Annotated in this window: 22 protein-coding genes and 3 pseudogenes; 7 read left to right on the plus strand and 18 right to left on the minus strand. The window is 59.2% G+C overall.

Annotated elements, in window-relative coordinates; genetic code table 11:
• Positions 1-33: 33 nt before the first annotated feature.
• Complete coding sequence (locus tag P0D89_RS09070; protein ID WP_408359947.1) at positions 34-381, minus strand: hypothetical protein; 348 nt, start codon at positions 379-381, stop codon at positions 34-36.
• Positions 382-954: 573 nt separating this feature from the next.
• Here P0D89_RS09070 and P0D89_RS09075 point away from each other — a divergent pair.
• Positions 955-2706 carry an FAD-binding protein gene (locus tag P0D89_RS09075; RefSeq protein ID WP_408359949.1) on the plus strand — a complete coding sequence of 584 codons (1752 nt, stop codon included), beginning with the start codon at positions 955-957 and terminating at the stop codon, positions 2704-2706.
• Positions 2707-3190: 484 nt separating this feature from the next.
• Here the strand turns inward: P0D89_RS09075 and P0D89_RS09080 are convergent.
• The 3 genes and pseudogenes from P0D89_RS09080 to P0D89_RS09090 all read right to left on the minus strand — a co-directional run bounded on the left by P0D89_RS09080 (position 3191) and on the right by P0D89_RS09090 (position 4574).
• Positions 3191-3463: pseudogene (locus P0D89_RS09080) on the minus strand (DUF4148 domain-containing protein).
• Positions 3464-3557: 94 nt separating this feature from the next.
• Positions 3558-3902, minus strand: coding sequence for a DUF4148 domain-containing protein (locus tag P0D89_RS09085; protein ID WP_408359951.1), 345 nt, complete (start codon positions 3900-3902; stop codon positions 3558-3560).
• A 135-nt stretch (positions 3903-4037) separates the two neighbouring features.
• Positions 4038-4574: a DoxX family protein gene (locus P0D89_RS09090; protein WP_408359953.1), complete on the minus strand. Its 537-nt coding sequence runs from the start codon at positions 4572-4574 to the stop codon at positions 4038-4040.
• A gap of 101 nt (positions 4575-4675) precedes the next feature.
• On the opposite strand from P0D89_RS09090, the gene P0D89_RS09095 reads away from it, so the two are divergent.
• Together P0D89_RS09095 and P0D89_RS09100 are read left to right on the plus strand one after the other, a co-directional pair.
• On the plus strand, positions 4676-5425 hold the full coding sequence (locus P0D89_RS09095) for a sigma-70 family RNA polymerase sigma factor (RefSeq protein ID WP_408359955.1): 750 nt from the start codon (positions 4676-4678) through the stop codon (positions 5423-5425).
• Positions 5426-5445: 20 nt separating this feature from the next.
• Positions 5446-6075, plus strand: a complete 630-nt coding sequence (locus tag P0D89_RS09100; protein ID WP_408359957.1) for a DUF1109 domain-containing protein — start codon at positions 5446-5448, stop codon at positions 6073-6075.
• Positions 6076-6251: 176 nt separating this feature from the next.
• Here P0D89_RS09100 and dhaK read toward each other — a convergent pair whose 3' ends face one another.
• The 9 genes from dhaK to P0D89_RS09145 form a co-directional block, all read right to left on the minus strand.
• Positions 6252-7241 carry a dihydroxyacetone kinase subunit DhaK gene (gene dhaK, locus P0D89_RS09105; RefSeq protein WP_408359959.1) on the minus strand — a complete coding sequence of 330 codons (990 nt, stop codon included), beginning with the start codon at positions 7239-7241 and terminating at the stop codon, positions 6252-6254.
• Between the two features lie 14 nt (positions 7242-7255).
• Positions 7256-7894: a dihydroxyacetone kinase subunit DhaL gene (dhaL, locus tag P0D89_RS09110; RefSeq protein ID WP_408359961.1), complete on the minus strand. Its 639-nt coding sequence runs from the start codon at positions 7892-7894 to the stop codon at positions 7256-7258.
• A complete protein-coding gene (locus P0D89_RS09115) occupies positions 7891-8910 on the minus strand; it encodes an ABC transporter ATP-binding protein (RefSeq protein WP_408359963.1) in 1020 nt (339 codons plus the stop codon). Before P0D89_RS09115 ends, dhaL begins: the two co-directional genes overlap by 4 nt.
• Positions 8903-10018 carry an ABC transporter ATP-binding protein gene (locus P0D89_RS09120; RefSeq protein WP_408359965.1) on the minus strand — a complete coding sequence of 372 codons (1116 nt, stop codon included), beginning with the start codon at positions 10016-10018 and terminating at the stop codon, positions 8903-8905. Before P0D89_RS09120 ends, P0D89_RS09115 begins: the two co-directional genes overlap by 8 nt.
• A gap of 3 nt (positions 10019-10021) precedes the next feature.
• Positions 10022-10216, minus strand: coding sequence for a hypothetical protein (locus P0D89_RS09125; RefSeq protein ID WP_408359967.1), 195 nt, complete (start codon positions 10214-10216; stop codon positions 10022-10024).
• The gene (locus P0D89_RS09130) at positions 10213-11166 is read right to left on the minus strand and encodes a carbohydrate ABC transporter permease (RefSeq protein WP_408359969.1); all 954 of its coding nucleotides are present in this window, start codon (positions 11164-11166) and stop codon (positions 10213-10215) included. The genes P0D89_RS09125 and P0D89_RS09130 overlap by 4 nt, the downstream gene beginning before the upstream one ends.
• Complete coding sequence (locus P0D89_RS09135; RefSeq protein WP_408359970.1) at positions 11163-12119, minus strand: carbohydrate ABC transporter permease; 957 nt, start codon at positions 12117-12119, stop codon at positions 11163-11165. Before P0D89_RS09135 ends, P0D89_RS09130 begins: the two co-directional genes overlap by 4 nt.
• A gap of 71 nt (positions 12120-12190) precedes the next feature.
• Positions 12191-13522, minus strand: coding sequence for an ABC transporter substrate-binding protein (locus P0D89_RS09140; RefSeq protein ID WP_408359972.1), 1332 nt, complete (start codon positions 13520-13522; stop codon positions 12191-12193).
• A 114-nt stretch (positions 13523-13636) separates the two neighbouring features.
• Entirely contained in the window at positions 13637-14656 is a 1020-nt protein-coding gene (locus P0D89_RS09145; RefSeq protein ID WP_408359974.1) for a LacI family DNA-binding transcriptional regulator, read from the minus strand.
• Positions 14657-15260: 604 nt separating this feature from the next.
• Between P0D89_RS09145 and P0D89_RS09150 the strand changes: the two genes are divergently transcribed.
• Both P0D89_RS09150 and P0D89_RS09155 read left to right on the plus strand, forming a co-directional pair.
• On the plus strand, positions 15261-15578 hold the full coding sequence (locus P0D89_RS09150; RefSeq protein WP_408359976.1) for a hypothetical protein: 318 nt from the start codon (positions 15261-15263) through the stop codon (positions 15576-15578).
• A 165-nt stretch (positions 15579-15743) separates the two neighbouring features.
• Entirely contained in the window at positions 15744-16004 is a 261-nt protein-coding gene (locus tag P0D89_RS09155) for a transcriptional regulator (protein ID WP_408359978.1), read from the plus strand.
• 219 nt (positions 16005-16223) lie between these two features.
• Here P0D89_RS09155 and P0D89_RS09160 read toward each other — a convergent pair whose 3' ends face one another.
• The 3 genes and pseudogenes from P0D89_RS09160 to P0D89_RS09170 all read right to left on the minus strand — a co-directional run.
• Positions 16224-16415, minus strand: coding sequence for a hypothetical protein (locus P0D89_RS09160; protein WP_408359980.1), 192 nt, complete (start codon positions 16413-16415; stop codon positions 16224-16226).
• 89 nt (positions 16416-16504) lie between these two features.
• A complete protein-coding gene (locus tag P0D89_RS09165) occupies positions 16505-17005 on the minus strand; it encodes a lipocalin-like domain-containing protein (protein ID WP_408359982.1) in 501 nt (166 codons plus the stop codon).
• Positions 17006-17325: 320 nt separating this feature from the next.
• Positions 17326-17836 (minus strand): annotated as a pseudogene (locus P0D89_RS09170) (tyrosine-type recombinase/integrase); the annotation flags it as partial.
• 314 nt (positions 17837-18150) lie between these two features.
• Between P0D89_RS09170 and P0D89_RS09175 the strand changes: the two are divergent.
• Together P0D89_RS09175 and P0D89_RS09180 are read left to right on the plus strand one after the other, a co-directional pair.
• Entirely contained in the window at positions 18151-18933 is a 783-nt protein-coding gene (locus P0D89_RS09175) for an alpha/beta hydrolase (RefSeq protein ID WP_408359984.1), read from the plus strand.
• A 418-nt stretch (positions 18934-19351) separates the two neighbouring features.
• Positions 19352-19560: pseudogene (locus P0D89_RS09180) on the plus strand (IS6 family transposase); the annotation flags it as partial.
• A gap of 22 nt (positions 19561-19582) precedes the next feature.
• On the opposite strand, the gene P0D89_RS09185 reads toward P0D89_RS09180, so the two are convergent.
• On the minus strand, positions 19583-21142 hold the full coding sequence (locus tag P0D89_RS09185) for a M81 family metallopeptidase (RefSeq protein WP_408359986.1): 1560 nt from the start codon (positions 21140-21142) through the stop codon (positions 19583-19585).
• Complete coding sequence (locus P0D89_RS09190) at positions 21143-22465, minus strand: MFS transporter (RefSeq protein WP_408359988.1); 1323 nt, start codon at positions 22463-22465, stop codon at positions 21143-21145.
• Positions 22466-22507: the final 42 nt, after the last annotated feature.

Below are 22507 nucleotides of genomic sequence, written 5' to 3' on the forward strand. Positions count from 1 at the left end.
GCACAGGTATCACGAATCCATCAGCTCGCGCGCCTACCGCGTTGGTGGCGGTCCGACGACAGGCTCGCTATTGCCATAAACAAACCTGCAGTTTTCCGTCACGAAGCTAGCGAACCGCTGCTCATTCCTCGAATCAACCGCCTTGAGTTTCCACACCGGAACGGACTCTGACAATTGCATGCCGAGAGAGAGCGGATCATGCGGCATCGTGAACACCGTGTTCTCCCCGTCGATGGTCTTCAGCACCAGTTTCGTCGGACCGCCCACGGGAATGTCGGGACCCACCTTGGCATACTCCACGTCCCGCGCGACGTTGACCATTCCCGTAGGCGCCTGAGGCGAAAGCACAGGAGGCTCTCCGCCTTTTGTCTGATCACTCATTTGTCACTCTCCTCGCTTGTAGAACGCTCAACGTCGGCGTGGCCCATGGAGCGTCCAGGCACGCGTCGAGCACGCCACGGCCTGTAGAACAATTAGTTCTGACTTTGCAGCAGTTTGTTGCTGACAAACGCTTTGTTTGCCTGTGCTCATGTATCTTGCAGACAAACGGACAACGCTGGTTTCGATCTCCAAACACCCATATAGCTTTATATCGAATCCTCTTCCACAGAACGATTTATGCCAAGAAGTTCGAGACATCCGCCGGCAACGTCGCGGCGTCGAGAACGAAAGGGTGGTCCGGAAAATCAAGGCTGGGCGAGAAACGTGCGCATCCGCAGCAAGAGGAACCAGCAAGTTTTGCCTAAGGGGATTCCCTGGAATTCCTTGACATTGTTCACCCCAAAACACATGATTCGTCATGTCCTCATCCTTTGTAGCATCATCCTATATCGCATTATATGGCACCGGCGCGATACGCACTACGCCAGGGTGGTGCGACTGATTTTCAGGACGCGCGCGCACGCTGATTTTCGAATACATCTGCCAGAAACTCTTGAAGACAGGACAAACGCCATGGGCACCGCAACGCCGGAGAACTGGGACCGCGAGGTCGACGTCATCATCATGGGTGCGGGCGCCGCCGGCATGACGGCGGCGATCGTGTCGAAGAACGAGGGGCTCGTCCCACTCGTTCTCGAGAAGACCGATCAGGTCGGCGGAACGTCCGCGTGGTCGGTGGGAATGATGTGGTTCGTCGACAGCGCGCCAATGCAGGCCGCCGGCTTCAAAGATTCATTTGATAAAGCGCGGAAATATTTTGCCAGGACAGTCGGTACGAGTGTCGAGCGTTCACTGCAGGAAGCCTACATCCAGGACGGCCGAGCCGCCCTCGACTATATGTTGCGCAATTCCGCGCTGGAGGTCGTGGCGGTTGACTACCCGGACTACCATCCTGAGCTGGAGGGAGGCATGTTCGGTCGCGCTCATGCACCCCTAGAATTCGACGCTCGCAAGCTTGGTGAGCACTTCAAGAACTTACGTGCCCCACTACCGGCGTTTGCACCATTCGGTGGGATGATGCTTGACCTCGTTGACCTGCTCCACTTCCTGTCCTTCACAAAGTCGGCCCGGTCCTTCTTCCACGTGCTGAAACGCTTTTTGCGCTATGGCGTCGATCGGCTGAACTATCACCGTGGCACGCGGCTCGTTGGCGGAAATGCGCTTATCGCTCGGCTTTACAAGACCATACTGGATCGTCAAATCGAAATCTGGTTGAGGTCGTCCGCCACCCGGCTGATCATCGAGGACGGTACCGTCATAGGTGCCGAAGTGCTTCGGGAAGGCCGCACACTTCGAATCCGCGCTCGCCACGGCGTGGTCATTGCGACCGGGGGGTACCCGGGCAACCAGGAAATGCGCCAGGAACACTCACGCAAGCCCACGGTCGAGTTGGGACTAGGACTGCCTAGCAATGTTGGCGAGGGAATTCGTCTAGGCCAATCGGCCGGGGGGCGACTTGACCACAACTCCGAAGACACCGGTTACTACGTGCCGATGTCAGTGTTTTCGAACGAGACGGGCGAAAAGACGTTCTGGGGGCACTTCATGCTTGACCGTCCCAAGCCTGGGTTCATTGCAGTGGGCAAAGACGGGAACCGCTTCACCAACGAGGCGGCGTCGTACCACGCTTTCACCCTCGGAATGTTCGATGCTGGGGCCATCCCCGCATATCTTATTGCCGACGCGGCGACAGTAAAAAAGTACGGTATTGGCGTCATCCTTCCCGGCAGTATGTCGCTGCGACGCTATGAGAAGGCGGGATACCTCTTTAGCGGCCAGACGCTGGCTGAACTTGCTGGCAAGATCGGCGTCGACCCCAGCGGACTGGAACGCAGCGTCGCGCGCAACAACCGGTTTGCAGCCACTGGCGTGGACACAGATTTCGGCAAGGGATCGTCCGCCTATAACATTTACAAGGGCGACCCGACACACTCACCCAACCCCTGCCTTGGTCCCATTGAGCGAGGGCCCTTTTACGCTGTCATGCTGATGCCGGGCGACTTCGGTACGAGCCGTGGTCTCGTGACCGGAAGTCACGGCGAAGTTCTTGATCAAGACAACCATCCAATTCCGGGGCTTTACGCTTGCGGCAACGATATGAACTCGCCGGTGGGCGGACACTACATTGGTGCGGGGATTACACTCGGGCCCGCGTTGACGTTCGGATATCTGGCCGCGATGGCGATTGCCGGAAATGGTCAGGCGAAGGTCGGCAGCAAGGCAAACACCTCAGGTTCTTCTAGCGCTGAAGTTCGTATTGCTTAATCGATATTGCTCGCTGCCCGACAGAAAACGTGTTGTTCGATCAATCACTTCGCGATTGGCCAGCCGGCCTGTTCGAGATACCACGAACAGTTAATCTTGCTGCGGGGCGGCCGCAGCCAAAGGCGGCCCCGCCACTATTGGGGGGCGGCGAGGTTTGCGGCACGGCTGTCTGGCCCGCAGGCGTCATCGCTGTCTTTTGTTCCGTTGCCGCACATCGGCATCGTTAAAGTCAACGGTCGTGTTCCTGACGGCAGCGATGTTGGCGAAGCGCACGTTCCACCATGTCGCGCAAAACACGGCGGCTCCGATTGTGTATGAACCGCCAATGCCCAGCAGCTGCAGGAGTTCGCACTCGCGTATTCCCTGAACACGGGAACCCCGTAAGACCATTGGACGTCGCTGTATCACTCGGATTACTACCGAAGAGCGACGCCGCTGGACTTCTCACGTTGAGATAGACCGCGCCCAAAACGACAGGCCATTCTTATAACTTGCTCCCAGTGAGTAGCACCGTCGTCGATGGCGAGGCGTCGGAATCAACGGCCGTACTGGGCGCCATGTCGGCCATACGGGACGCATCTTCGACCGCAACCCTGGCTTCAGCGGCCTGGATATCCGCTGAATAACTGCCGTCGTCGCCAGTCGACGGGTTCTAACCGGCCTGATCGAGTCGCACGAGTTCCGCGATGACCTGTGCGCGAGTGCGGCCGGTTGACGATTGCGCGAAGGAAAGCGCCGGCGTGGCCGCGACGCTTATGACGAGTGGGATTGCAACAAGCTTGTTCACGAGATTAATCTCCCCGGTTAAAGGAGCGCCGCGCTGACGCGACGACGCACGAAATGTCGGACATTCAACTGCCGAAATACGGGTTGCAGAATCCAGGCGGCCCGACACAGTCATCCTTGGCGTGACTGTTCTCCATTGGGACCTGGCTCTTATGGCCTGCGTCACTGCTACCTGCGGTCACGGGACCGCTGCCGCTGTGCTGCATCTTCAGGCGCTCGACCTGCTGTTGAAAGACCGGGCTTACGTCCGGGTACGAGGCGTCGGTCACGAAGTTCAAGCCATTGTTTTGCGCATCGATGAGTTCCTGACGAACCTCGGCACGCGTTTTCCCCTGAGCCGCCGCGTTAGTGCCCAATGCGGCGGACGAAATGACCAGGGCAAGCGCGAGAAGAAGATTTCTTGCTTCCATTTTGTACTCCTTATAATAAACAATTGATCTGAAGCAGATTCCTGTGAGCTTCAGTGTGGCGAACACCTATGCGCGGAATTAATTCCACGATTCCGCACAACTCAAAATTTCGCTGCTATGTCGACGCCCGATGACCTAACGCGGTCCGCTGGTCGCTGACATGCCGAAGGCCGACGGCACCCGTGCCTTGCGCCATGGAAGCAGACCGTCCACTGCAAACGGCCCGGCACCACCAAACACGAGCGCGACGAGACACGCAAGGTAGAGCAGATCGGTTTCGTAACCCGGTGGTCCAAATTGTGGACCCGCGGACGTGACGGCCATCAGCTTGATCGACGTAAAGCCGAACTGCAGATGTACGGTAAAGGTTGCGACAAGCAGTACCGCGATCATGGGTACGGTGACTAAGGGGACGAAAGCACCGATAAAAATCGCAAAGCCACCTAGCAATTCAATCGCAATCGTCGCCCACGCCATGAAGTGTGGAGCTGGCACGTTGAGCGCATGGAGAATGGCCGCGAAGCTTTCAGGATGCTTGACAATCTTTGCGTAGCCATGTGCCATGAAGCCGTAGCCCACGATGAGGCGCAACGGTAGCGGCGACCAACGCCCAAGACGGTTGGCGAGCACCGCAGGGTTCAAGCGGCTGGAGACGAAACGGACGATATTCATGGTGAAAGACCTTCCCGAAAGCGATAAAGGGACGGCAAGGCCGGTTGCCACTTCGGGCCCTTACCGATCGCATGCCGTTATCCAGTAAGTCGGGAGAAAGCGTGGTCCGGTTACAGCGGTTAAGGAAAGCACTTGATTTTCGGGGGTGGCAAGAGATTTTTGACGTGAGGTGTAACCATCGAGTAGTTTTCAACGACCTAATGTTTAAGGGCGCGTCGGGCACAGCGCCAGGTGCGCGTTATTTTCGAAAGAGATGGTGTCAATGGATAGTGACAGTAATCGTGCCCGATAAGCCGGCCGACCGCGCGGCTGCCAGCGCGGTGGAAACGCGGCTGAAAGGTTTGCTGCAGCTTGCTCTCGAAGGCAATGCGGCAGCCTACGCGTCGTTCCTGGAAATGTTCTCGGGTTATCTGCGCGGCATGCTGAGACGACGCTTACGTTCTTACGAGGACGACGTCGAGGACGTGCTTCAGGAGGTCCTTTTTGCGCTTCACAATGGCCTTCACACTTATCGGAACCAGGTTCCTCTGACCGCGTGGGCGGCGGCCATCGTCCGCCACAAGGTGGCCGATTTTTTGCGCGCTCACGCACACCGTGAGGCGCTGCATGATCCGATTGAGGACGAAATGGAACTGTTTGCAACGTCCGAGACTGAGTCGCTCGACGCGCAGCGTGACATTGACACGCTTCTCGAGCAGTTGCCCGAGCGCCAACGCGTTCCGATCGAGTACATCAGACTGCGCGGGATGTCCGTGTCCGAGACGGCGAAGTTGACGGGGCTTTCCGAGTCAGCCGTCAAGGTTGCCGTTCATCGTGGTATCAAGGCGTTGTCGCGCCTGATTCGGGGCTAGGTGAAATGAGAACTGACCAATTGATTCCCCTTCTGGCGGCTGGCCTGTTGCCACAAGATCGACGCGCGGTTCTGCGCCGCTTCTGCATTGCGCTGTCAGTCGGCGCCGTGGCGGCGGTCGTCGCCCTTGTGTCCAGCCTTGGCATCCGTCCCGATCTTCCTGAACTTCTTGCCACGCCGTTCTTCTGGGGCAAACTGGCCTTCCCGCTACTCATGGCGGTCGCCGCGACTCTCGTCGCCGCGCGACTGGCAATTCCGGGCGCTTCAACGCGGCTTGCGTGGCTGCCGCTTATTGCGGTCTATGCAGTCATTTGGGTGGTCGCGCTTGCAGTGCTCGTGACGGCACCGCCAGATGCCCGGTTCGCGCTCCTGTTTGGCCATACCTGGAGTTCTTGCCCAGTCTATATTGCACTGCTGTCCGTACCTAGCTACCTTGCACTTACCTGGGCGATGCGTGGACTCGCACCTACGCGACTGCCGCTTGCGGGCATGGCCGTCGGTCTGCTGTCGGGCGCCATCGGCACGCTGGTCTATGTTTTGCGATGTCCTGAGATGAGCGTTCCCTTTTGGGCCTTGTGGTATTCGATCGGCATGGTAATCCCCGTGCTGACAGGTGGGCTGTTGGCGCGCGTCTCCTTTCGCTGGTGGTGAGGTCGGCTCCAGCCGGGTGGGGATGCAATTCGCCCAGGTGCTGACCGACATCCGCCTATTGCACATCCTGCGGAGGCAACCGGCCAGGTGCATCCGCAATTGCCGGTTGGCTGCCGGTGCGATGGGCCATCACACTCGCGAACGGCGTTTTTTCGATGCCGCAGCGTTCATACCCGCTACATACCCCACCTCAGCGCCGGCGTATGCACTGGGCTATCCCAATGTCGCGTCATGTCGTCGTCCATTACACACAAGGTGATCGACGCACCGGCCATTTCCAGCGAGGTCGTCAGCGAACCGACCTGCACGCGCGCGATCTTCAGATCACGTTGTTGCAGCCATAAGCGCGTGGAATTGAACAACAGATACAGTTCGCCGAGCGGCGTGCCGCCCAGTCCATTGATCAGGACCAGCAATTCCGAGCCAGTCCCGGGTTTCAGATCGGCGACGATCGCCGTCAGTAGTTCTCCCGCAATCGCATCGGCCGCGGCAAAGCGCGCGCGCCGCCGCCCCGGCTCGCCATGAATTCCGACGCCGACTTCGATTTCATCGTCGCCGATCTTGAAGGTCAGTGTGCCCGCTGCGGGCACGGTGCAACTCGAAAACGCAACGCCCATCGACGCCGTATGCTTGTTGATCCGGTCACCAAACGCCTTGCATTGTTCAAGGTCGGCGCCGCTTTCGGCAAGGCTGCCCACCAGTTTCTCAACGATCACGGCACCTGCCACGCCGCGCCGGCCCGTCGTGTAACTGGAATTTTCGACTGCGACATCATCGTTGATCAATACCATCGCATTCGGCAACTCCGACATCTCCGACGCCATTTCGAAGTTCATCAGATCGCCGGAATAGTTCTTCACGATGAAGAGCGTCCCCGCGCCCGTATCGACGGCCTTCGCGGCGGCCATCATCTGATCGGGCGTTGGCGACGTGAAAATCTGGCCCGGGCACGCCGCATCGAGCATCCCGTAGCCGACAAAGCCGCTATGCAAAGGCTCGTGTCCGGAGCCGCCGCCCGAGACCAGTGCAACCTTGCCAGGTTTCAGTGTCTTGCGCCGCACGAATACCGGTTCCTGATTGAGCGCGACAAGATCGCTATGCGCGGCGGCGAATCCGGCGAGGCTCTCGGCCAGAAAGTCGTCGACGTGATTGATAAATTTCTTCATGGCCTACGCTCCTTTCATTCTCTGTCTTGCGCGAGCCGCGCGCACACTGCGTCGATCATCAACTGGCTCGACCGCGCGCCCGGATCGATGTGACCACGCGAGCGCTCCCCGAGAAAAGACGCGCGCCCCTTGGTCGCGAGCATCTCTCGCGTGGCGAGCATGCTCGTTTCGGCGACCTGCGGCAATGCATCGAACACGGCTTCCGGCGTCGCGTTGCTGTCAGCCAGTTCCGCAAAGCGCGACGCTACAGGAATGAGCACGTCCATCATCGTCTTGCTGCCGATGCCAGCCTTACCGCGCTGCGCAACGGCATCGACACCTGAGGCGAAGATCCGCGCCGCGTCCTCGACGCTTACCGGGTTCGCGCTTTCAGCGGAGGCCTTCGCCATGCCGTGCAGCAACGAAAAGAACAGCGGTCCCGACGAACCGCCGACGGTCGACAGTAGTTTGGACGCGGCGAGCTCCAACGCGGGTGCAAACGCCTCGGCCTCGATATCGTCGCGCATGGCGAGCAGCGCGTCGACGCCCCGAAGCAGGTTGAAGATATGATCGCCGTCGCCAATCTGCTGATCAAGCGCTGCGATCTCGTCAGTGTGTTCCTTCAGCGTGGCATGCGCAGCCTCGATGCACGCCATGACCGTTTTGCCGTTCATGCCGGAATCCTCCTGCCGTCGGAGCGGAAATAGAGAAGGCTGCGCGGCGGCAGCGATACGCCGACCGTTTGCCCTGGCGAAAAATTGCGCTCGGTCATCGTCGTCGCGACGATTGCGGTGCCGTCACGGTCCAGAATCAGCAGATGCCGAAGCGGTGAATACTCGAGCACGCGAAGGTTGAGCACGTCGCGCGTATCAGGGACATGCAGCACAATGTCTTCAGGACGGATCGCGACCGTCGACGTACCCGCCGGCATGGCGGCCGGATCGAACAGGGCGGCCGGCAGCAAGTTGATGGGTGGCGAGCCGAGACGTTGCGCCGCGCTCAGCGAAGCCGGATTGCCATACACTTCGCGCGGCGCGCCCATCTGCACGATGCGGCCATGTTCGAGTATGCCGATGCGGTCGGCGAGCGTCGTCGCTTCGACCTGATCGTGCGTCACGTAAATGATTGTCGCGCCAATCGTGCGATGCAGCCGCTTCAGTTCGATCCGCAGTTCCTCGCGCAGCTTCGCGTCAAGCGACGACAGCGGCTCGTCCATCAAAAAGACCTTGGGCTGCCGCACGAGCGCGCGGCCAATCGCGACGCGCTGCATTTCGCCGCCCGACAGATGCGTCGCCATGTTGTCGAGCTTGGATTCCATGTGCAGCATCTGCGCCACTTCCCGCACGCGTGCCGTAACTTCCGCCTCGCTAACCCGCCGCCGCGGCGAACGCAATGGAAACGCGAGATTGCCGAATACGGTCAGATGGGGATACAGCGAATACTGCTGAAAGATGAACGCGACGTCGCGATCCGCTGGATGCGTATCCGTCGCCGCTTCGCCGTCGATGAATATCTCGCCTTCGTCGGGCCGCTCGAGCCCGGCAATGAGCCGCAGTGTCGTCGTCTTGCCCGCCCCGCTCGGCCCGAGCAATATGAAGAATTCGCCCTCCTTCACGTCGATCGACACCTCATCCACCGCGACAATATCGCCAAAGCGTTTCGTCACATTATGCAAGCGGATCTCAGACATAAGCGCCCCCGTTGCCGTTCCCATTGACCGCCATCTGAAGCGCAGCGCCGGGGAGCATCTTGCCGCTGGCTGCGTCGTACAGCAGCGTGCGTTCCTTGCGAAACGACAGCCCGACCTGCGAGCCGGCCGCCCGCCCTTCGTCCTTGCCGACCCTCACGCGCACGATGCCGAGCGACGTTTCGACGACCAGGATCTGATGTGAGCCGAGATACTCGTCGGCGATCACGCGACCACGCAAAGCACCGCGCTCGTCGATCAGGACGTGCTCGGGCCGGACGCCCAGCAGCGCCTTCGCGGCGGACGCGTTAGTGCGCGGCACCCGCACCGACACACCGCTCAGCGAGACCTGTTCCGCGCCCGCTTCGACGCCGGCGTCCACGGCCAGAAAGTTCATCGGCGGACTGCCGATGAACTTGCCGACGAAAACGGTTGCGGGAAAGTGATAGATCTCATGCGGCGACGCGGACTGCAGTACTTCGCCCTGATTCATCACCACGATGTCGTCGGCCATCGCCATCGCTTCGCTTTGATCGTGCGTCACGTAGACGGTAGTGGCGTTGAGCGTGTTATGCAGTTTGCGCAACTCAAGGCACATCAGTTCGCGGAAATCGGCATCGAGCGTGCCAAGTGGCTCGTCCATCAGAAACGCCTTCGGATGCCGCACGATCGCACGCCCCAATGCGACACGTTGACGGTCGCCGCCCGACAACCCACCCGTTTTACGGTCGAGTATGGCTTCGATGCGCAGCATACGGGCGGCAGATTCAACGCGCGCTGCTAGTTCCCGGCGCGAGATGCCCTCGTTTTTCAGCGGAAACGCGATGTTGTTGCGCACGCTCATATGCGGATAGAGCGCGAACATCTGGAACACGAACGCGATGTCTCGCTGGCGCGCACGCAGCGCCGTGACATCTTCGCCGTCAATATGGATCTGCCCCGACGTCGGTAGCTCGAGCCCGGCGATCATGCGCAAAGTCGTCGTCTTGCCGCAACCAGAAGGTCCCAGCAGCACTACGAAGCGGCCGGCGCTCACCGTCAGATTCGTATTGCGCACGGCCGTAAAATCACCGAAGCGTTTGTGGAGATTCGAAAGAACGATCGTCGACATGGCTCAGTCCGGAAAGTGGCTTGTCACGACAAAAGACAGCGCGCCCACCAGAATCACGGGAAACGACCACGTGTAGAGGGCGACGGTGAACGGTTGAACGAGCATCGCGATGCCGACGCCGATGAGCACCGTCGAAGCACCTTCGCAGTAGCGCCGGCGCAAGAAACGCCGACGTGGCACGGCGGGTTGGACTTTCATTTGCGCACCGCTCCGAAAGTAATGCCGCGCAACAGATGTTTGCGCAGCACGACGGTGAAAATCAGGATCGGCAGCACGAACAAGGTCGTAGCGGCCGCGACGGCTGGCCAGTCCTGGCCGCCCTCGCCAATGATGAACGGGATGAACGGCGGCATCGTCTGCGCATCGCCGCTTGTCAGCAACAATGCAAACGCGTACTCGTTCCACGCGAAGATCAGACAGAAAATCGCGGTGGCGGCAATGCCGGTGATCGCCTGCGGCAGAACCACCTTGATAAACGCCTGCAGACGCGTGTAACCGTCGACCAGCGCGGCCTCTTCATATTCGCGCGGAATCTCGTCGATGAAGCCCTTGAGCAACCACACTGCGAGCGACACATTCACGGCCGTGTACAACACGATCATGCCCAGGTAGCTGTCGGCCAGCCCGAGCGCGCGGTACATCAGATAGATTGGAATCGCGACGGCAATGGGTGGCATCATCCGGGTCGACAGAATGAAGAACAGCAGATCATCGGCTAACGGCACCTTGAAGCGCGAGAACGCATAGGCCGCAAGCGTGCCGAGAAATACCGCGAGAAACGTCGAGCCGAAGCCGATTACGAGCGAATTGACGAAACGCGGCACGACCTTCGACGGCCCCGCAATCACCATATTGCGCTTGCGCACATCGCGGTCGTACCAGGTCTGCGCGGGCGGCAGGCTCGCGATGAACTCCGGCGTCTGTCGCGAGCGGATCGTGAAGAGATTCACGTAGCCTTCCATCGATGGCTGGAACATCACGACGGGTGGGTACGCGATTGCGTCCTCCTGCGTCTTGAAGCTCGTCAGGATGATCCACACAATCGGCAACGTCGCAATCAGCGCATACGCGATCACGACGACGGCGGCGAATGTCTTGCCGCGCGGCGACGCGGCCACCACTGATCGTTGAAGGGCAAGGTCTGTCATCGCTGTTTCACCTTGTTGAGTGCCTTCACATAGATATTCGCGGCGCCGAACACGACGACAAACAGAATGATCGCCAGCGCGGACGAATAACCCGTTTGCCACTTCTCGAACGCGGCGCGTTTAAGCGTGATCGACACGGTTTCCGTCACCGAACCCGGACCGCCCGACGTCAGCAGATTCACCATGTCGAACATCTTGAAGTTCTCGATGCCCCGAAACAGAATCGCGAGCATCAGAAACGGCAGAGTCATCGGCAGCGTGATCGACCAGAACTGGCGCCAAGGTGAAGCACGGTCCACTTCAGCCGCCTCGTAGATGTAGTCGGGAATCGAGCGCAGGCCGGCAAGACAGATCAGCATCACATAGGGTGTCCACATCCAGGTGTCGACCATTACGATGGTCCACGGAGCGAGCGAAACGTCGCCGATCATCTGGAACGAGTTGGGCGGAATGCCCGTGAAGAAACTGACAATGTCGTTGAAGAGACCCGTCTGCGGTTGTAGCAGGAAAGTCCAGAAGTTGCCGACCACGGCGGGAGACAACATCATCGGCAGCAGGATCAGTGTCGTCCAGAAACTATGGCCGCGAAACTGCCGGTTGATCAGAAGTGCAAGCCCGAAGCCGAGCAATACTTCGAGCCCGACCGACCAGAACACGAAGCGCGCCGTGACCTGCATCGCGTACCAGATGTCTTCGTCCGTCAGGATGTCCGTGTAGTTGCCGATGCCGACAGAACGCGCCGGCACGCTCGGCATGTTCGATTTGAAGTTCGTGAACGACAGTCGCAATGCCCAGACCAACGGAAAGATGTTAATCGCGAGCAGCAGCACGACGGTCGGAAGAATGAACAGCCACGCGATCGTCCGGTCGGACAGGCCGCGCAGGCGCGCCGCCGCGCGCGTCTGCGTTTTCGCCTGCAACCCTTCCGGAGGAAAAGGCTTGTTTGCCGACATGCCTGACTCCTTTACGCGGGACCGCCCATGCTAGTCAGCCCAGAGTTCCGCGCGTTGAGGTCCCTTGAGCCTTAGTTCTTCCCTTCCGCCTTGAAGACCTTGTTCCAGTCCTTGACCAGCAGATCAAGCGCTTCTTTCGAGGTGCCCTTGTCGGCCACCACATAGTCGTGCACGCGCTTTTGCATGTCGAGCAGCAACTCAGCGTAGGCTGGCTCTGCCCAGAAGTCCTTCACGATCGACATCGACTTCAGGAAGGCGGGCGCGAACGGTGCGCTCTTCGGAAAGTCCGGTGCATCCACAACCGACTTCGCCGCCGAATAACCACCGAGTTGCCACCACTTCTTCTGCACATCACCTTGAGCAAACCACTTGATGTATTCGAGCGCGTCCGCTTTGTGATCCGAATACGAAACGACTGATATGCCTTGGCCGCCAAGCTGCGTGAACTGCTTGACGTCCTTTGGATTGACGAAGAATCCGATCTTGTCGCCACCGACATTCGGATCCTTATAGAGCCCCGGGAAAAAAGCGAACCAGTTCATCTGCATCGCGACCTGACCGGACTTGAACGCGTCGAGTCCTTCCTGCATGTAGGCGTTCGTCATGCCCGGCGCGGTGCAGCACTTGTAAAGGGCCTTATAGAACTCAAGGCCCTTGATTGCACCGGGCGAGTTCACAAACCCATCGAGGTGATATGGCTTCTTTGGATCCTGATATTCAAAGCCAAAGTTGTAGAGCATGTTGGTCGCGCCCATCGTGATGCCTTCCGAGCCGCGCTCCGTGAAAATATACACACCGTATACCGTCTTTCCGTCGATCTTGCGCCCCTGGAAGAATTCGGCGGTTTGCTTGAGTTCATCCATTGTGGTTGGCGGTTCGAGTTCGCGTTTGTATTTCTGCTTGAACTCGGCACGCAGTTCAGGTCTTGCAAACCAGTCTTTCCGATACGTCCATCCCACCGCGTCCGCCATCGCCGGCAAAGCCCAGTAGTTCGGGGTGTTCTTCGGCCATTCCGCGTAGCCGACGACCGTTGCGGGCACGAAATCGTCCATCGATATCTTGTTCTTCGCGAAGAAATCGTTGAGCTTCACGTAGTGCCCATTGACGGCCGCACCGCCGATCCACTGGCTATCGCCGATGATCAGGTCGCACAACTTGCCATGCGAATTGAGCTCGTTTATGAAGCGGTCCGCGTAGCTCGTCCATGGCACGAACTCGAACTTCATCGCAATGCCGGTCTTGGCTGTGAAGTCTTTAGACAATTCGACGAGTGCGTTGGCGGGATCCCACGCGGCCCAACAGAGCGTCAACTGCTTGCCTTGCGCGTGCGCCGCCGATCCGAAGCAAAGCCCCATCGACGCTAGGACCGCCGCGATTACCCTTGCTGACGTATGACGTAACATTTGTTTTCTCCTTGTCTCTCTCGGGTCTCCAACCTGATGACAGACAGCACCCATGCGCCAGGCGCTGTATTTGGGCTCTGGCGGATTCAGAACGCGGTCCGCGTGTCGCGAGCGTCAGGCATGCGCATTCTCACGAAGATAAATTCGGGTTTCGGGCGTCGGGATGCCTAGCACCCCACGCACGTCGTTCAGGAAATTGATGGCCGCAAGGCCCGCCCAATGGACGATGCCGCGCACGTCCTGATCGAGGATCACGTCGATCGCTCGCTCGGACAATTGCACGCGCGTGTCGGTGGTGCATTCGTGGCCGATCAGAATGACGTGCGCCTTGTCGCCCGACTCCTGCAACGCAGACGCAATGCCGGAAATGCCGCCACCCGTCACATACACGCCGACCAGATCGCGGTGCCCGGCAATCAGCCCTTGCACAGCGAGGCCCGCGCTATCGTCGTCTTCGGCGAAATCGGGTTCGGTGACCCAGCGCAGATTGCGGAAGTCCTCTTCGAGAACCTGAGAGAAACCGGTGCGACGCTCGAGTTGATCGTGCAGCCGCGACGACGCGGACAACACTGCAACCGTACCGATGCGTGATCCGACAAAACGCCCCATGAGCAGGCCGGCAGTTCGTCCCGCAATGCGGTTGTCGACGCCGACGTACGCGGCGCGAGCACTCGACGGCAAGTCAGAGAACACCGTGACGACGGGCACGTTCCCATCGGTCATGTCCTGAATCATCCGCTCGACCCACGGGTAATCGAGCGGCACGAGTACAAGCGCATCGTAGTCGATCAGTTGCTGGGCGAATAACGAAGCGTCTCGCTGGTTGGACAGGTCGCAACGATAAAACGACGGGACGATACGGTGCTCGCGAAAGAAACTGGCCGACAGCGCGATATCGCGCTCGACCTGATCGAGAAAGCGGGAGTTGATTTGCGGCAAGACGAAAGCGACCCGGAACGAAGTGGTTTTCGCGGGCCGCCCGCGGCTTGCGCGCTCGTCACGCAGCGTAGCAAGCGCGAGATGGACGCGTTCGGCTGTTTCGGGGCGAACCCCCTGGTCGTCGCGTAACACACGGTCTACCGTGGCAACGCTAACTCCGGCGCGACGCGCAATCATCATACGTGTAGCCGGCATGGGTCTCCTCCTGTGCCGAGCCAAGAGTCATTTTGTTCACTCAAGATAGTTTTCTGCTCGCAGAATGCAAGCTTTTTATTGCCTTAAATGCGTCATTCTTGATGAAGCAGCTGCGCTGGGTGAATTCTCTGTATGCGCTTACTGTCGCTGTGACCCGGCGGCTCCGATAGCGGCAGACCCAAATTCAATTGACGTGCCTGCTGAAAAATCGGCGCGGCCGCAAGGTCGATACCCGCATTTGACTATGACTCTTGAAGTCCCAGGAATCGCGAGAAGTCGTGACGCGTTCACGCCCGTGTCCAGGTGACGAGATGCGGCAGATACTCTCCTGAGGGTGCATCAATACCAATGTCGGCATCGCGCGCCGACAAGGAGAGCAATCGCGATGACCACAAAAGTACAGCGGCCTGGGCGCTATGGACGCGCTGATGCGTTTGAGCGGAAGATCCGTTCGAGTGGCCAAATAACGACGATGGCAAACGACGGCTTGCGGCCGCCTGCTGCGGGCCGTTGCCACTGATTACTCCAATGTAAGAACATCGATATCACGGCTCTCACGGTTGCAATGGAGCTACACTGAAAGCAACGGAAGCAGGAGAGAGTCATGACAAATTCCGACCCTGAAAGCACCTTCCGAGGGCTGCCGCTTACCGCGGAGCAGGACGCGGAAGTAAGGCACTACATAAAGGTGCGGACGCAGCGGGGCCTGCCGTGGGACACGCCGGAACTGAGCGCGATGCTCGAGGACATGCTGCAGCCACCACGTAACGGCAGCGACGAATTCGATGTACTGGCAGACGAAACGAAAGCGGCCGCCGAGCGTGCAATAGCGTCAGTTGATGAAGCGATGGAACCCATCGAAGCGAGCGAGGAACGGAACGCGGCCATGGAATCGGAAAGCATGAAAGGGCCCCGGCGATAGAACCGCGAGCAAGGATGCATGCTTCCCTGTGCCCCGCATACCGGGGCGATTGCGACGCGAACCTCATAGGTGCGATGCGCATGGCTTCTACAGCTGGACGAGCGTTGTTGGCCGCCGTCGCAACAGGGCTCCACGACGTCTCCGTTGACAACAAGGAGGCCGAACATGCGGCTGATCGAACCGGATGACCACGACGAATTTCTAGCAGCCCTGGAGCGAAACGGTTTGGCAGAAGGCGATTTCGATCTTCTGGAAACGGATACGACTGATCCTAAGGGTGACGAGAACCTCGGTCTACAGGGCTATGTCATCATCACCAGGCTATCCACGCAGGTTGCGAAGGAATACGCGATCAGCGACGAAAGCGACTGGCTGGAGCACTTCAAGAAAGACCTCGTAGCGGGCGCCTTCAATAGACCGGATTGAAATCCCGAATGCATCCGGCTGCGGGTGAACGATGACCCGCTAGCCACGCGGTACTCCTACAAGAACCGGCATATTCAAGACCCACCGACGCAACGTGCGGACAAACGTCCGCCACTGGCCGAACTCAGCCCGATGTTGATTGGCGCAGTCCGACCCTCCATTCAGCGCGGCGACAGAGCAAGGGCCGCTCGCGATGTACAACAGCCAATCGTCAAATCGTCACCTTGGATTGCTGGCAAGCTCGGCGTTGAACATCGCATGCTTGCGTATGGGACGGACATGATCGAATCGCAGTAGCTGACCGTAATCGATCAAGGCGAATCTCTCATCGCCTAACGCCTTGAAAAGGGCAATGCTCGCGATGTTTGCGACGGTGTGCCGCAAGACCACCGCGCCAGTGCCGGCGCCCACCGACATCTCATCGATGTCTTCGAGATCGACCCGCTAGCGGTGGCCAATGTCCTCGCCACCTCCTGGTGGCGAACCGGTCGACACCGGGTTCACTTCATTCGTTGCCACACCACCTTGGCTGCTCCATAACCGAAGCTGCCCCGGGTGACATAGATCAACCGATCGCCGTCGACAGTGAAGGGACGCCTCTGCACATCCGCGTCCCAGTTAGGAAATGTGCTTCGCTGGATATGAAAGACGATGACGTGCGCGGCGGCGTCTACCGTGTATGTACCAAAGTGAGCCACATTTCCCTGAGCGATTCGAGCGTTCTCGTCGGCCGTTCCCTGCAACCGGTTGCCCGAAGCGAATTTCGGCAGGTCGGTGCGAACACCGACCAGTGCATAGCGGCCATCGTTCCCGAACACGAGGAGGCCTTCGGGATGCGCGCCCAGCAACTCCTCGTCGGTTCCGCTTCTGGTGACAGTCAGCGAGACCAGCGACCACGATCCGACCAGGCTGACTGATTGCGCGCGTGCCCCCGGCACCGAGATACAGATCGCGAGGACCACCATCGCGACGACAGACAAGGCTCCCAGCGTTGTTTTCATGGCTATCTCCAGCGTGTCGTTGTACCCGGCAGCCCACGGAATCCGACACCTACTACTTGGTTCGCTTCCATTCGTTGATCGGGATGGCGCGATGTCACTCGAAGGCGTCACCCATACGCCTGTCCGCCCGCGCAGCGACACGTGAAAGAATACTAGTGGTTCGTAACGCAAATGATAGCTTTACTGCTGCAAACGACTAGACAACTCGCCGGTCACCGTTTCGGAGAGCGGGAGCATCCGACTTTGCGACGAGAAAGTGAATAGGCTCTTTATCGCTACGCGGTTACAACATCCTGACAACCTTTACCAAACGCACATGACGTGCGACGGTAAATCAGCGACGCTTTGGTTCGACGCATGGTGTGCGTCCCGTATGCCGTATCGTCAAACCCGATTGACCCTCTCCAGCGATGCACCAGGCGGGCGTATTGATGCGTCGAAAGGTGCGGCGACCCGTGAATGCGACTCGGGAACCGAAAGTCGGAAGACGACAGTCTCGCTAACTTGATCCAGGCTCCCGCACGATCGCGGGTTAGCTCGGTGATTTCGAACTGAACCGGCCGTTGCGTCTTCTGCTGCATCACCATTGCCCGTGACGCGACGCGCTGACCAGGGCAGATATCACGCACTCGCAGTTTGGTCAAATCGCACCCCCTCAACTTGCTATCGATGGCCCAGGTTGAACATCGCAAGATCGCGCGTTCTTGCTGCCAGTTGCAGACGAATCCGGATCGCCCGGATCTCTTTCAGTTTTAGCGGCTGCTTCTGCCCCGTCAACTTGCCTTTATTCCAAGGCACACTCGCCGCGCTGACAGCGGTAGTCGCTTTCATGACGATCTCCTTTCAAGTGAAGGGGGTGCCAGTCTGCGCCGACCACCGGGGGCGATAACCGACCCGCATCAGCCGTTCGTGCTTGTCCAAATGCAATGACTGCTTGCAGACGTTGACGCCATAAAAAAACTTTGCAGCGAATGGATTGTTTACTCCGAGACTGTGTTTGCACCTTCGTACACCAGAATCCAGCATTCGCTTGCAGTCCGAAGCATCGACCGGATGATTGGCTGGGTATGGTTCGTCTATCGACTCGCCGCAGCGGCTGAGCGAAATCCGCAAATCTCATCCTTCACATATCTCGGAGAAGTCTCATGAAGTTGAATTCGTTTTTCCTCGCCAGTTTCGCCTGTGCCACGCTGCTGAGCGCAACGACGTCATTCGCGCAGGACAGCGCCACCGCCCCGTCCGCACCGATCAAGAACGTCGTGCTGGTTCACGGGCTGTTTGCAGATGGTTCGAGCTGGCAGAAAGTGATTCCGCTGCTGCAGGCGAAGGGCCTGCACGTGACGGCGGTGCAGAATCCGACGACCTCGCTCGACGCGGACGTGGACGCGGTCAAGCGCGCGCTTGCGCAACAGGATGGCCCCACAGTGCTGGTCGCGCACTCGTACGGCGGGATGGTGATCAGCCAGGCTGGCGATGATCCGAAGGTGGCCGGTCTCGTGTACATTGCCGCGCGTGCGCCGGACGCCGGCGAGGACTATCCGGCGTTGACGAAGAAATTCCCGGCCGCGCCCGCGTCGGCGGGGCTTCAGTGGTCAGCCGCCGGCTACGGCAAGCTATCCGAACAGGCATTTGTGAAAGACTTCGCCGGTGATCTACCGAGGGCTGAAGCGGAAACGTACTATGCGGTCCAGCAGCCGATTGGCAAGGCGATCACGATGGCGAAGACGACCGTTGCCGCGTGGCACGACAAGCCGACCTGGTATGCTGTGTCGACTGACGATCGGACCATCAACACCGATCTGGAGCGCTTCATGGCGAACCGGATGCACGCCCACACGATCGAGCTTAAGTCGAGCCACGTGTCGCTGCTGTCGCATCCGACTGAAGTGGCAGATCTGATCCTCGAAGCGACCGGCGAGAAGAAGTAAGGCGGTGCTCGCGTCGTCTCGCTTTGGCGCATCGAGCACGAGCGGTCAAGCTGCTGAACAGCTCGCAGGCCCTAGGCAACCGCGAGGCGGAGTTGGGTGAGCGATTGGTCAAGAACGTCCTTGACTGATCGCTTACGGTGAAACTGCTGAAGATTGATGTCAAGTCGATCGGACGCGATCGCCAATGAATGGCCGCTGCACCACTTCGAAGCGATGTTCGAGCGTCTGGGTTGCCGTGCAGGCGAACGACCGATTGCTGTCCGGCCGCCTGCCGCTCGGACTTCGGTCGGTTCGGCCATCTCGAACCGGTTGATGGAAGTTCGAACGCGTTCCCAGCTACGGCGTGGACGGCGTCATTGTGCCGATCATCGGATGGCGCCAATACGCCGATCTCGCTTCGGCTCCATCACGGCGATCATTGACACCCTCATACCGCTTTCCGGTCGCGGTCATCAACTGCGCAGCACGCTGGAATTTCCGGTTTCCGTGAAGTCTGCGAGACATTGAAGATTGGTAGTTTGCGCGCGGCGTGATCGTCAACTATCAAACGGTACGGCGCTGGTGCGACAAATTCGGGCGGCCTTCGCCAGTCGCGTCAAGGCTTCGCGCCGCACGCCCGGCGCCACGCGGCAGACCACCCGATGATGTTTCACTTGTAGCCTTCAAAAGCGCCCCAGACTACGCCCTCATGCAACGGCCACACCGTCGACTTCAGATGGTCGCGCGGGAACGAGGTGATATTCGCGGTACTCAGTCCCGTGTTATCCACCGTGATGATGTCCTGCACCAGGCCTTGAAACCCAGCTCTGAAATGGTTTGCGCCCTTCAGCGCTATGATTTTTCTTTTGCCAGCATCAATGCCGTGCAAGGCGAATGGCTCCATGTCATATATCTGCTCGGCGCGGGAGGCGACGATGATGTCAACACCCTTGATGACCAGGCGGCACATCGCACCCAGGTCGAAGCGGACGCCTTCGAACATCGAACCTGGGCGATTGACGAAACGGCCATCGGTGATCGCCTTCACATAAGCCTCCGCTTCGATCGGCGCTCCCTGGAATCTACCTAGCTTTCCTCCCAGCGAAACGCGTAGTGTCCCGCCAACGCCAACGGCGATCGCTTGCCGGACGACCTCTGCATCATTGATCGAAGCAAAACAGACCGTGTCGGGAGCCGGCGCCGCATCGAGCAAGGCGCGCAACAGATACGTGCCATCGCCTGGCGTGCCTCCGCCGGGGTTATCGGCATACTCGTTGATCACGACAGGACCGGCGCTTGCCGCGAGGGCGCGCGCTACGCCCTCTTCCGGCGACGGGAAGTGCGGGCGAAAATCTTCGCGATGATCCCAGATCCATTGGGCGACCTGCTCTGCGCAGCGCGTCGCCAGCGCCGGGTCGCCGTTGGTCGTGCAAATCGCCGCCGGGCACGGCGATGCGATATCCGCATAGGGAAAGCCATGAAACCACGAGCAATCGATCACGCCTGGCAGCGCTTCGAGCTGCGCACACAGTTCGTTGACTCTGGCCGGCACGAAGCCCTCGTTAGTGGTAACGATATAAGGCAGCATCGGCAACGAACAGACATGCGTGGCCGGCTTCACTTCGCCCTTGATCATCTTGACCATGAGGTCGACGCATTCGACACCACGGTCATAAAAATCGGTGTGCGGATAAAGAATGCAGGGCAGCGAAATATCGACGGCACGCTGCATTTGCTCGGTCATGTTGCCGTGAAGGTCGTACGCTACCGCGATCGGTACATGCGGGCCGACCAAGGCGCGCACGGCAGCGGCCAGATCGCCCTCGATGTCCTCGATGCCATCGGCAACTCCCGCGCCATGCAAGGCAAGCAACACGCCATCAACCGGTAACGCTTGCTCGATGCCTGCGAGAATCGCCTGCTTCATGTGAGCGTAAGCGTTGGCTTCGATAGTACCCGAAGGCGTGGCCTGCCCGAGGAACGTATGAATCAGGACAGCGCCGTGCTTTTGGGCGCCTTCGATATAACCGCCGACCTGATGATTGGAGCCGGTAAAAATGCCTGGAATTTCGTCGCCATAGTATTGCTCGAACGCCGCCAAGGGCGTCTGGCCCACGACATCCGCGGCGTAGGTATTGGTTTCGTGGATGATGCCACCCATGGCGAAACGCATCGGTTTGTCTGTCGTCGACATAATCTTCTCCGGGGATATGGTTTGGGGAGCGCGCACTCAGCGATTGACCAACTTGCGATCGAAGCTCAGCGCCATCAATGCCCCGAACGTCAAGCAGCCGGCGACGATATAGATGGCCGGGTCGGTCGTGTGGAATTCGTCCTTGACCCAGCCGATCAAGTAGGGGCTCACGAATCCGCCGATATTGATGGCGGAGTTAATCACGCCGATGCTGGCCGCCGCAGCGGCGCCGCCGAGAAAAGCCGTCGGCACCGACCACATGATCGGCGAATAGCTGATGATGCCGGCCGCGGCGACTGACATGGTGATCACCGTAAGCACCACGCTATGGCTTGTCCAGACACTGGCGGTGAGGCCTGCGGCGCCCAGCAGCAACACGATGGCCAAGTGCCAGCGGCGCTCGCGCATGCGATCGGAGCTGCGCCCGAAGGTCACCATCGCGACCACGGCCACCAGGTAGGGAATAGCGCTGAGAAAACCGACCGTAGTGCTCGTGGTCACGCCCGATGCCTTGATGAGCGTGGGCAGATAAAAGCCCAGGACATAGAGACCCATCATCGCAGGGAAACCTGTCAGGATAATTTTCCAGATGCGTCCGTCGGTGAAAACTTTGAGCAACGGCATGTGCTCACGCGTCTTCTCGTCCTTCCCGAGTTCATGGACGATCAATTGCTTTTCCTGCGGACTTAGCCAACGCGCGGCGCTAACCGAATTGTCGAGAATGAGCAGCGCGCCGATGGCCAAAGGAATCGTCGGCAGTGCTTCGAGACCAAACATCCATTGCCATCCCGAGTGGCCAGCAACATGATGAAACGTATCCATTAGCCAACCGGAAAGCGGATTTCCAATCAAGCCGGCAATTGGAATGCCCGCCTGAAAGCAAGCCGTCATCCTGGCGCGGCGATGGTTGGGAAACCAATAGGTCAGGTACAGAATCACGCTGGGGTAAAAACCGGCCTCGGCCACGCCCAACAGCAGACGGACGGTGTAGAACTGCCACTGGGTGGTCACGAAAGCCATCAGCCCCGAAAGCAGGCCCCAGGTGATCATGATCCGCGCGATCCAGAGCTTCGCGCCGATACGATGCATGAGCAGATTGCTCGGCACTTCGAAAATCAGATACCCAAGGAAAAAGAGCCCTGCGCCAAGACCGTAGGCCGTCTCGCTGAACCGTAGATCAGTCAGCATATTCAGCTTGGCAATGCCGATATTGATCCGATCCAGAAAGGCGACCACATAGCACAACATCAGGAAGGGAATAAACCTGAGCGCGACCTTGCGGTAAGTCGCCTCCTGAAAGGAGCTCGTATGGACGGCCTCGTCGACGATCGTCGACGTGTCGATTGAGGTTTCAATCATGGAACTGAGTTTCCTTGGCAGTGCATCTCGGTGCGCTAACGC

The sequence above is a fragment of the Paraburkholderia sp. RL18-085-BIA-A genome, assembly GCF_046027075.1.
Classification (GTDB): domain Bacteria; phylum Pseudomonadota; class Gammaproteobacteria; order Burkholderiales; family Burkholderiaceae; genus Paraburkholderia.

Excerpts from the sequence above, each read along its gene's own strand:
- P0D89_RS09140 (WP_408359972.1), bottom strand. The coding sequence starts at position 13,522 with ATGTTACGTCATACGTCAGCAAGGGTAATCGCGGCGGTCCTAGCGTCG.
- P0D89_RS09150 (WP_408359976.1), top strand. The coding sequence starts at position 15,261 with ATGACAAATTCCGACCCTGAAAGCACCTTCCGAGGGCTGCCGCTTACC.
- P0D89_RS09070 (WP_408359947.1), bottom strand. The coding sequence starts at position 381 with ATGAGTGATCAGACAAAAGGCGGAGAGCCTCCTGTGCTTTCGCCTCAG.
- P0D89_RS09125 (WP_408359967.1), bottom strand. The coding sequence starts at position 10,216 with ATGAAAGTCCAACCCGCCGTGCCACGTCGGCGTTTCTTGCGCCGGCGC.
- P0D89_RS09165 (WP_408359982.1), bottom strand. The coding sequence starts at position 17,005 with ATGAAAACAACGCTGGGAGCCTTGTCTGTCGTCGCGATGGTGGTCCTC.
- P0D89_RS09190 (WP_408359988.1), bottom strand. The coding sequence starts at position 22,465 with ATGATTGAAACCTCAATCGACACGTCGACGATCGTCGACGAGGCCGTC.
- P0D89_RS09145 (WP_408359974.1), bottom strand. The coding sequence starts at position 14,656 with ATGCCGGCTACACGTATGATGATTGCGCGTCGCGCCGGAGTTAGCGTT.
- P0D89_RS09075 (WP_408359949.1), top strand. The coding sequence starts at position 955 with ATGGGCACCGCAACGCCGGAGAACTGGGACCGCGAGGTCGACGTCATC.
- P0D89_RS09130 (WP_408359969.1), bottom strand. The coding sequence starts at position 11,166 with ATGACAGACCTTGCCCTTCAACGATCAGTGGTGGCCGCGTCGCCGCGC.
- P0D89_RS09155 (WP_408359978.1), top strand. The coding sequence starts at position 15,744 with ATGCGGCTGATCGAACCGGATGACCACGACGAATTTCTAGCAGCCCTG.
- P0D89_RS09115 (WP_408359963.1), bottom strand. The coding sequence starts at position 8,910 with ATGTCTGAGATCCGCTTGCATAATGTGACGAAACGCTTTGGCGATATT.
- P0D89_RS09175 (WP_408359984.1), top strand. The coding sequence starts at position 18,151 with ATGAAGTTGAATTCGTTTTTCCTCGCCAGTTTCGCCTGTGCCACGCTG.
- P0D89_RS09090 (WP_408359953.1), bottom strand. The coding sequence starts at position 4,574 with ATGAATATCGTCCGTTTCGTCTCCAGCCGCTTGAACCCTGCGGTGCTC.
- dhaK (WP_408359959.1), bottom strand. The coding sequence starts at position 7,241 with ATGAAGAAATTTATCAATCACGTCGACGACTTTCTGGCCGAGAGCCTC.
- P0D89_RS09120 (WP_408359965.1), bottom strand. The coding sequence starts at position 10,018 with ATGTCGACGATCGTTCTTTCGAATCTCCACAAACGCTTCGGTGATTTT.
- dhaL (WP_408359961.1), bottom strand. The coding sequence starts at position 7,894 with ATGAACGGCAAAACGGTCATGGCGTGCATCGAGGCTGCGCATGCCACG.
- P0D89_RS09085 (WP_408359951.1), bottom strand. The coding sequence starts at position 3,902 with ATGGAAGCAAGAAATCTTCTTCTCGCGCTTGCCCTGGTCATTTCGTCC.
- P0D89_RS09135 (WP_408359970.1), bottom strand. The coding sequence starts at position 12,119 with ATGTCGGCAAACAAGCCTTTTCCTCCGGAAGGGTTGCAGGCGAAAACG.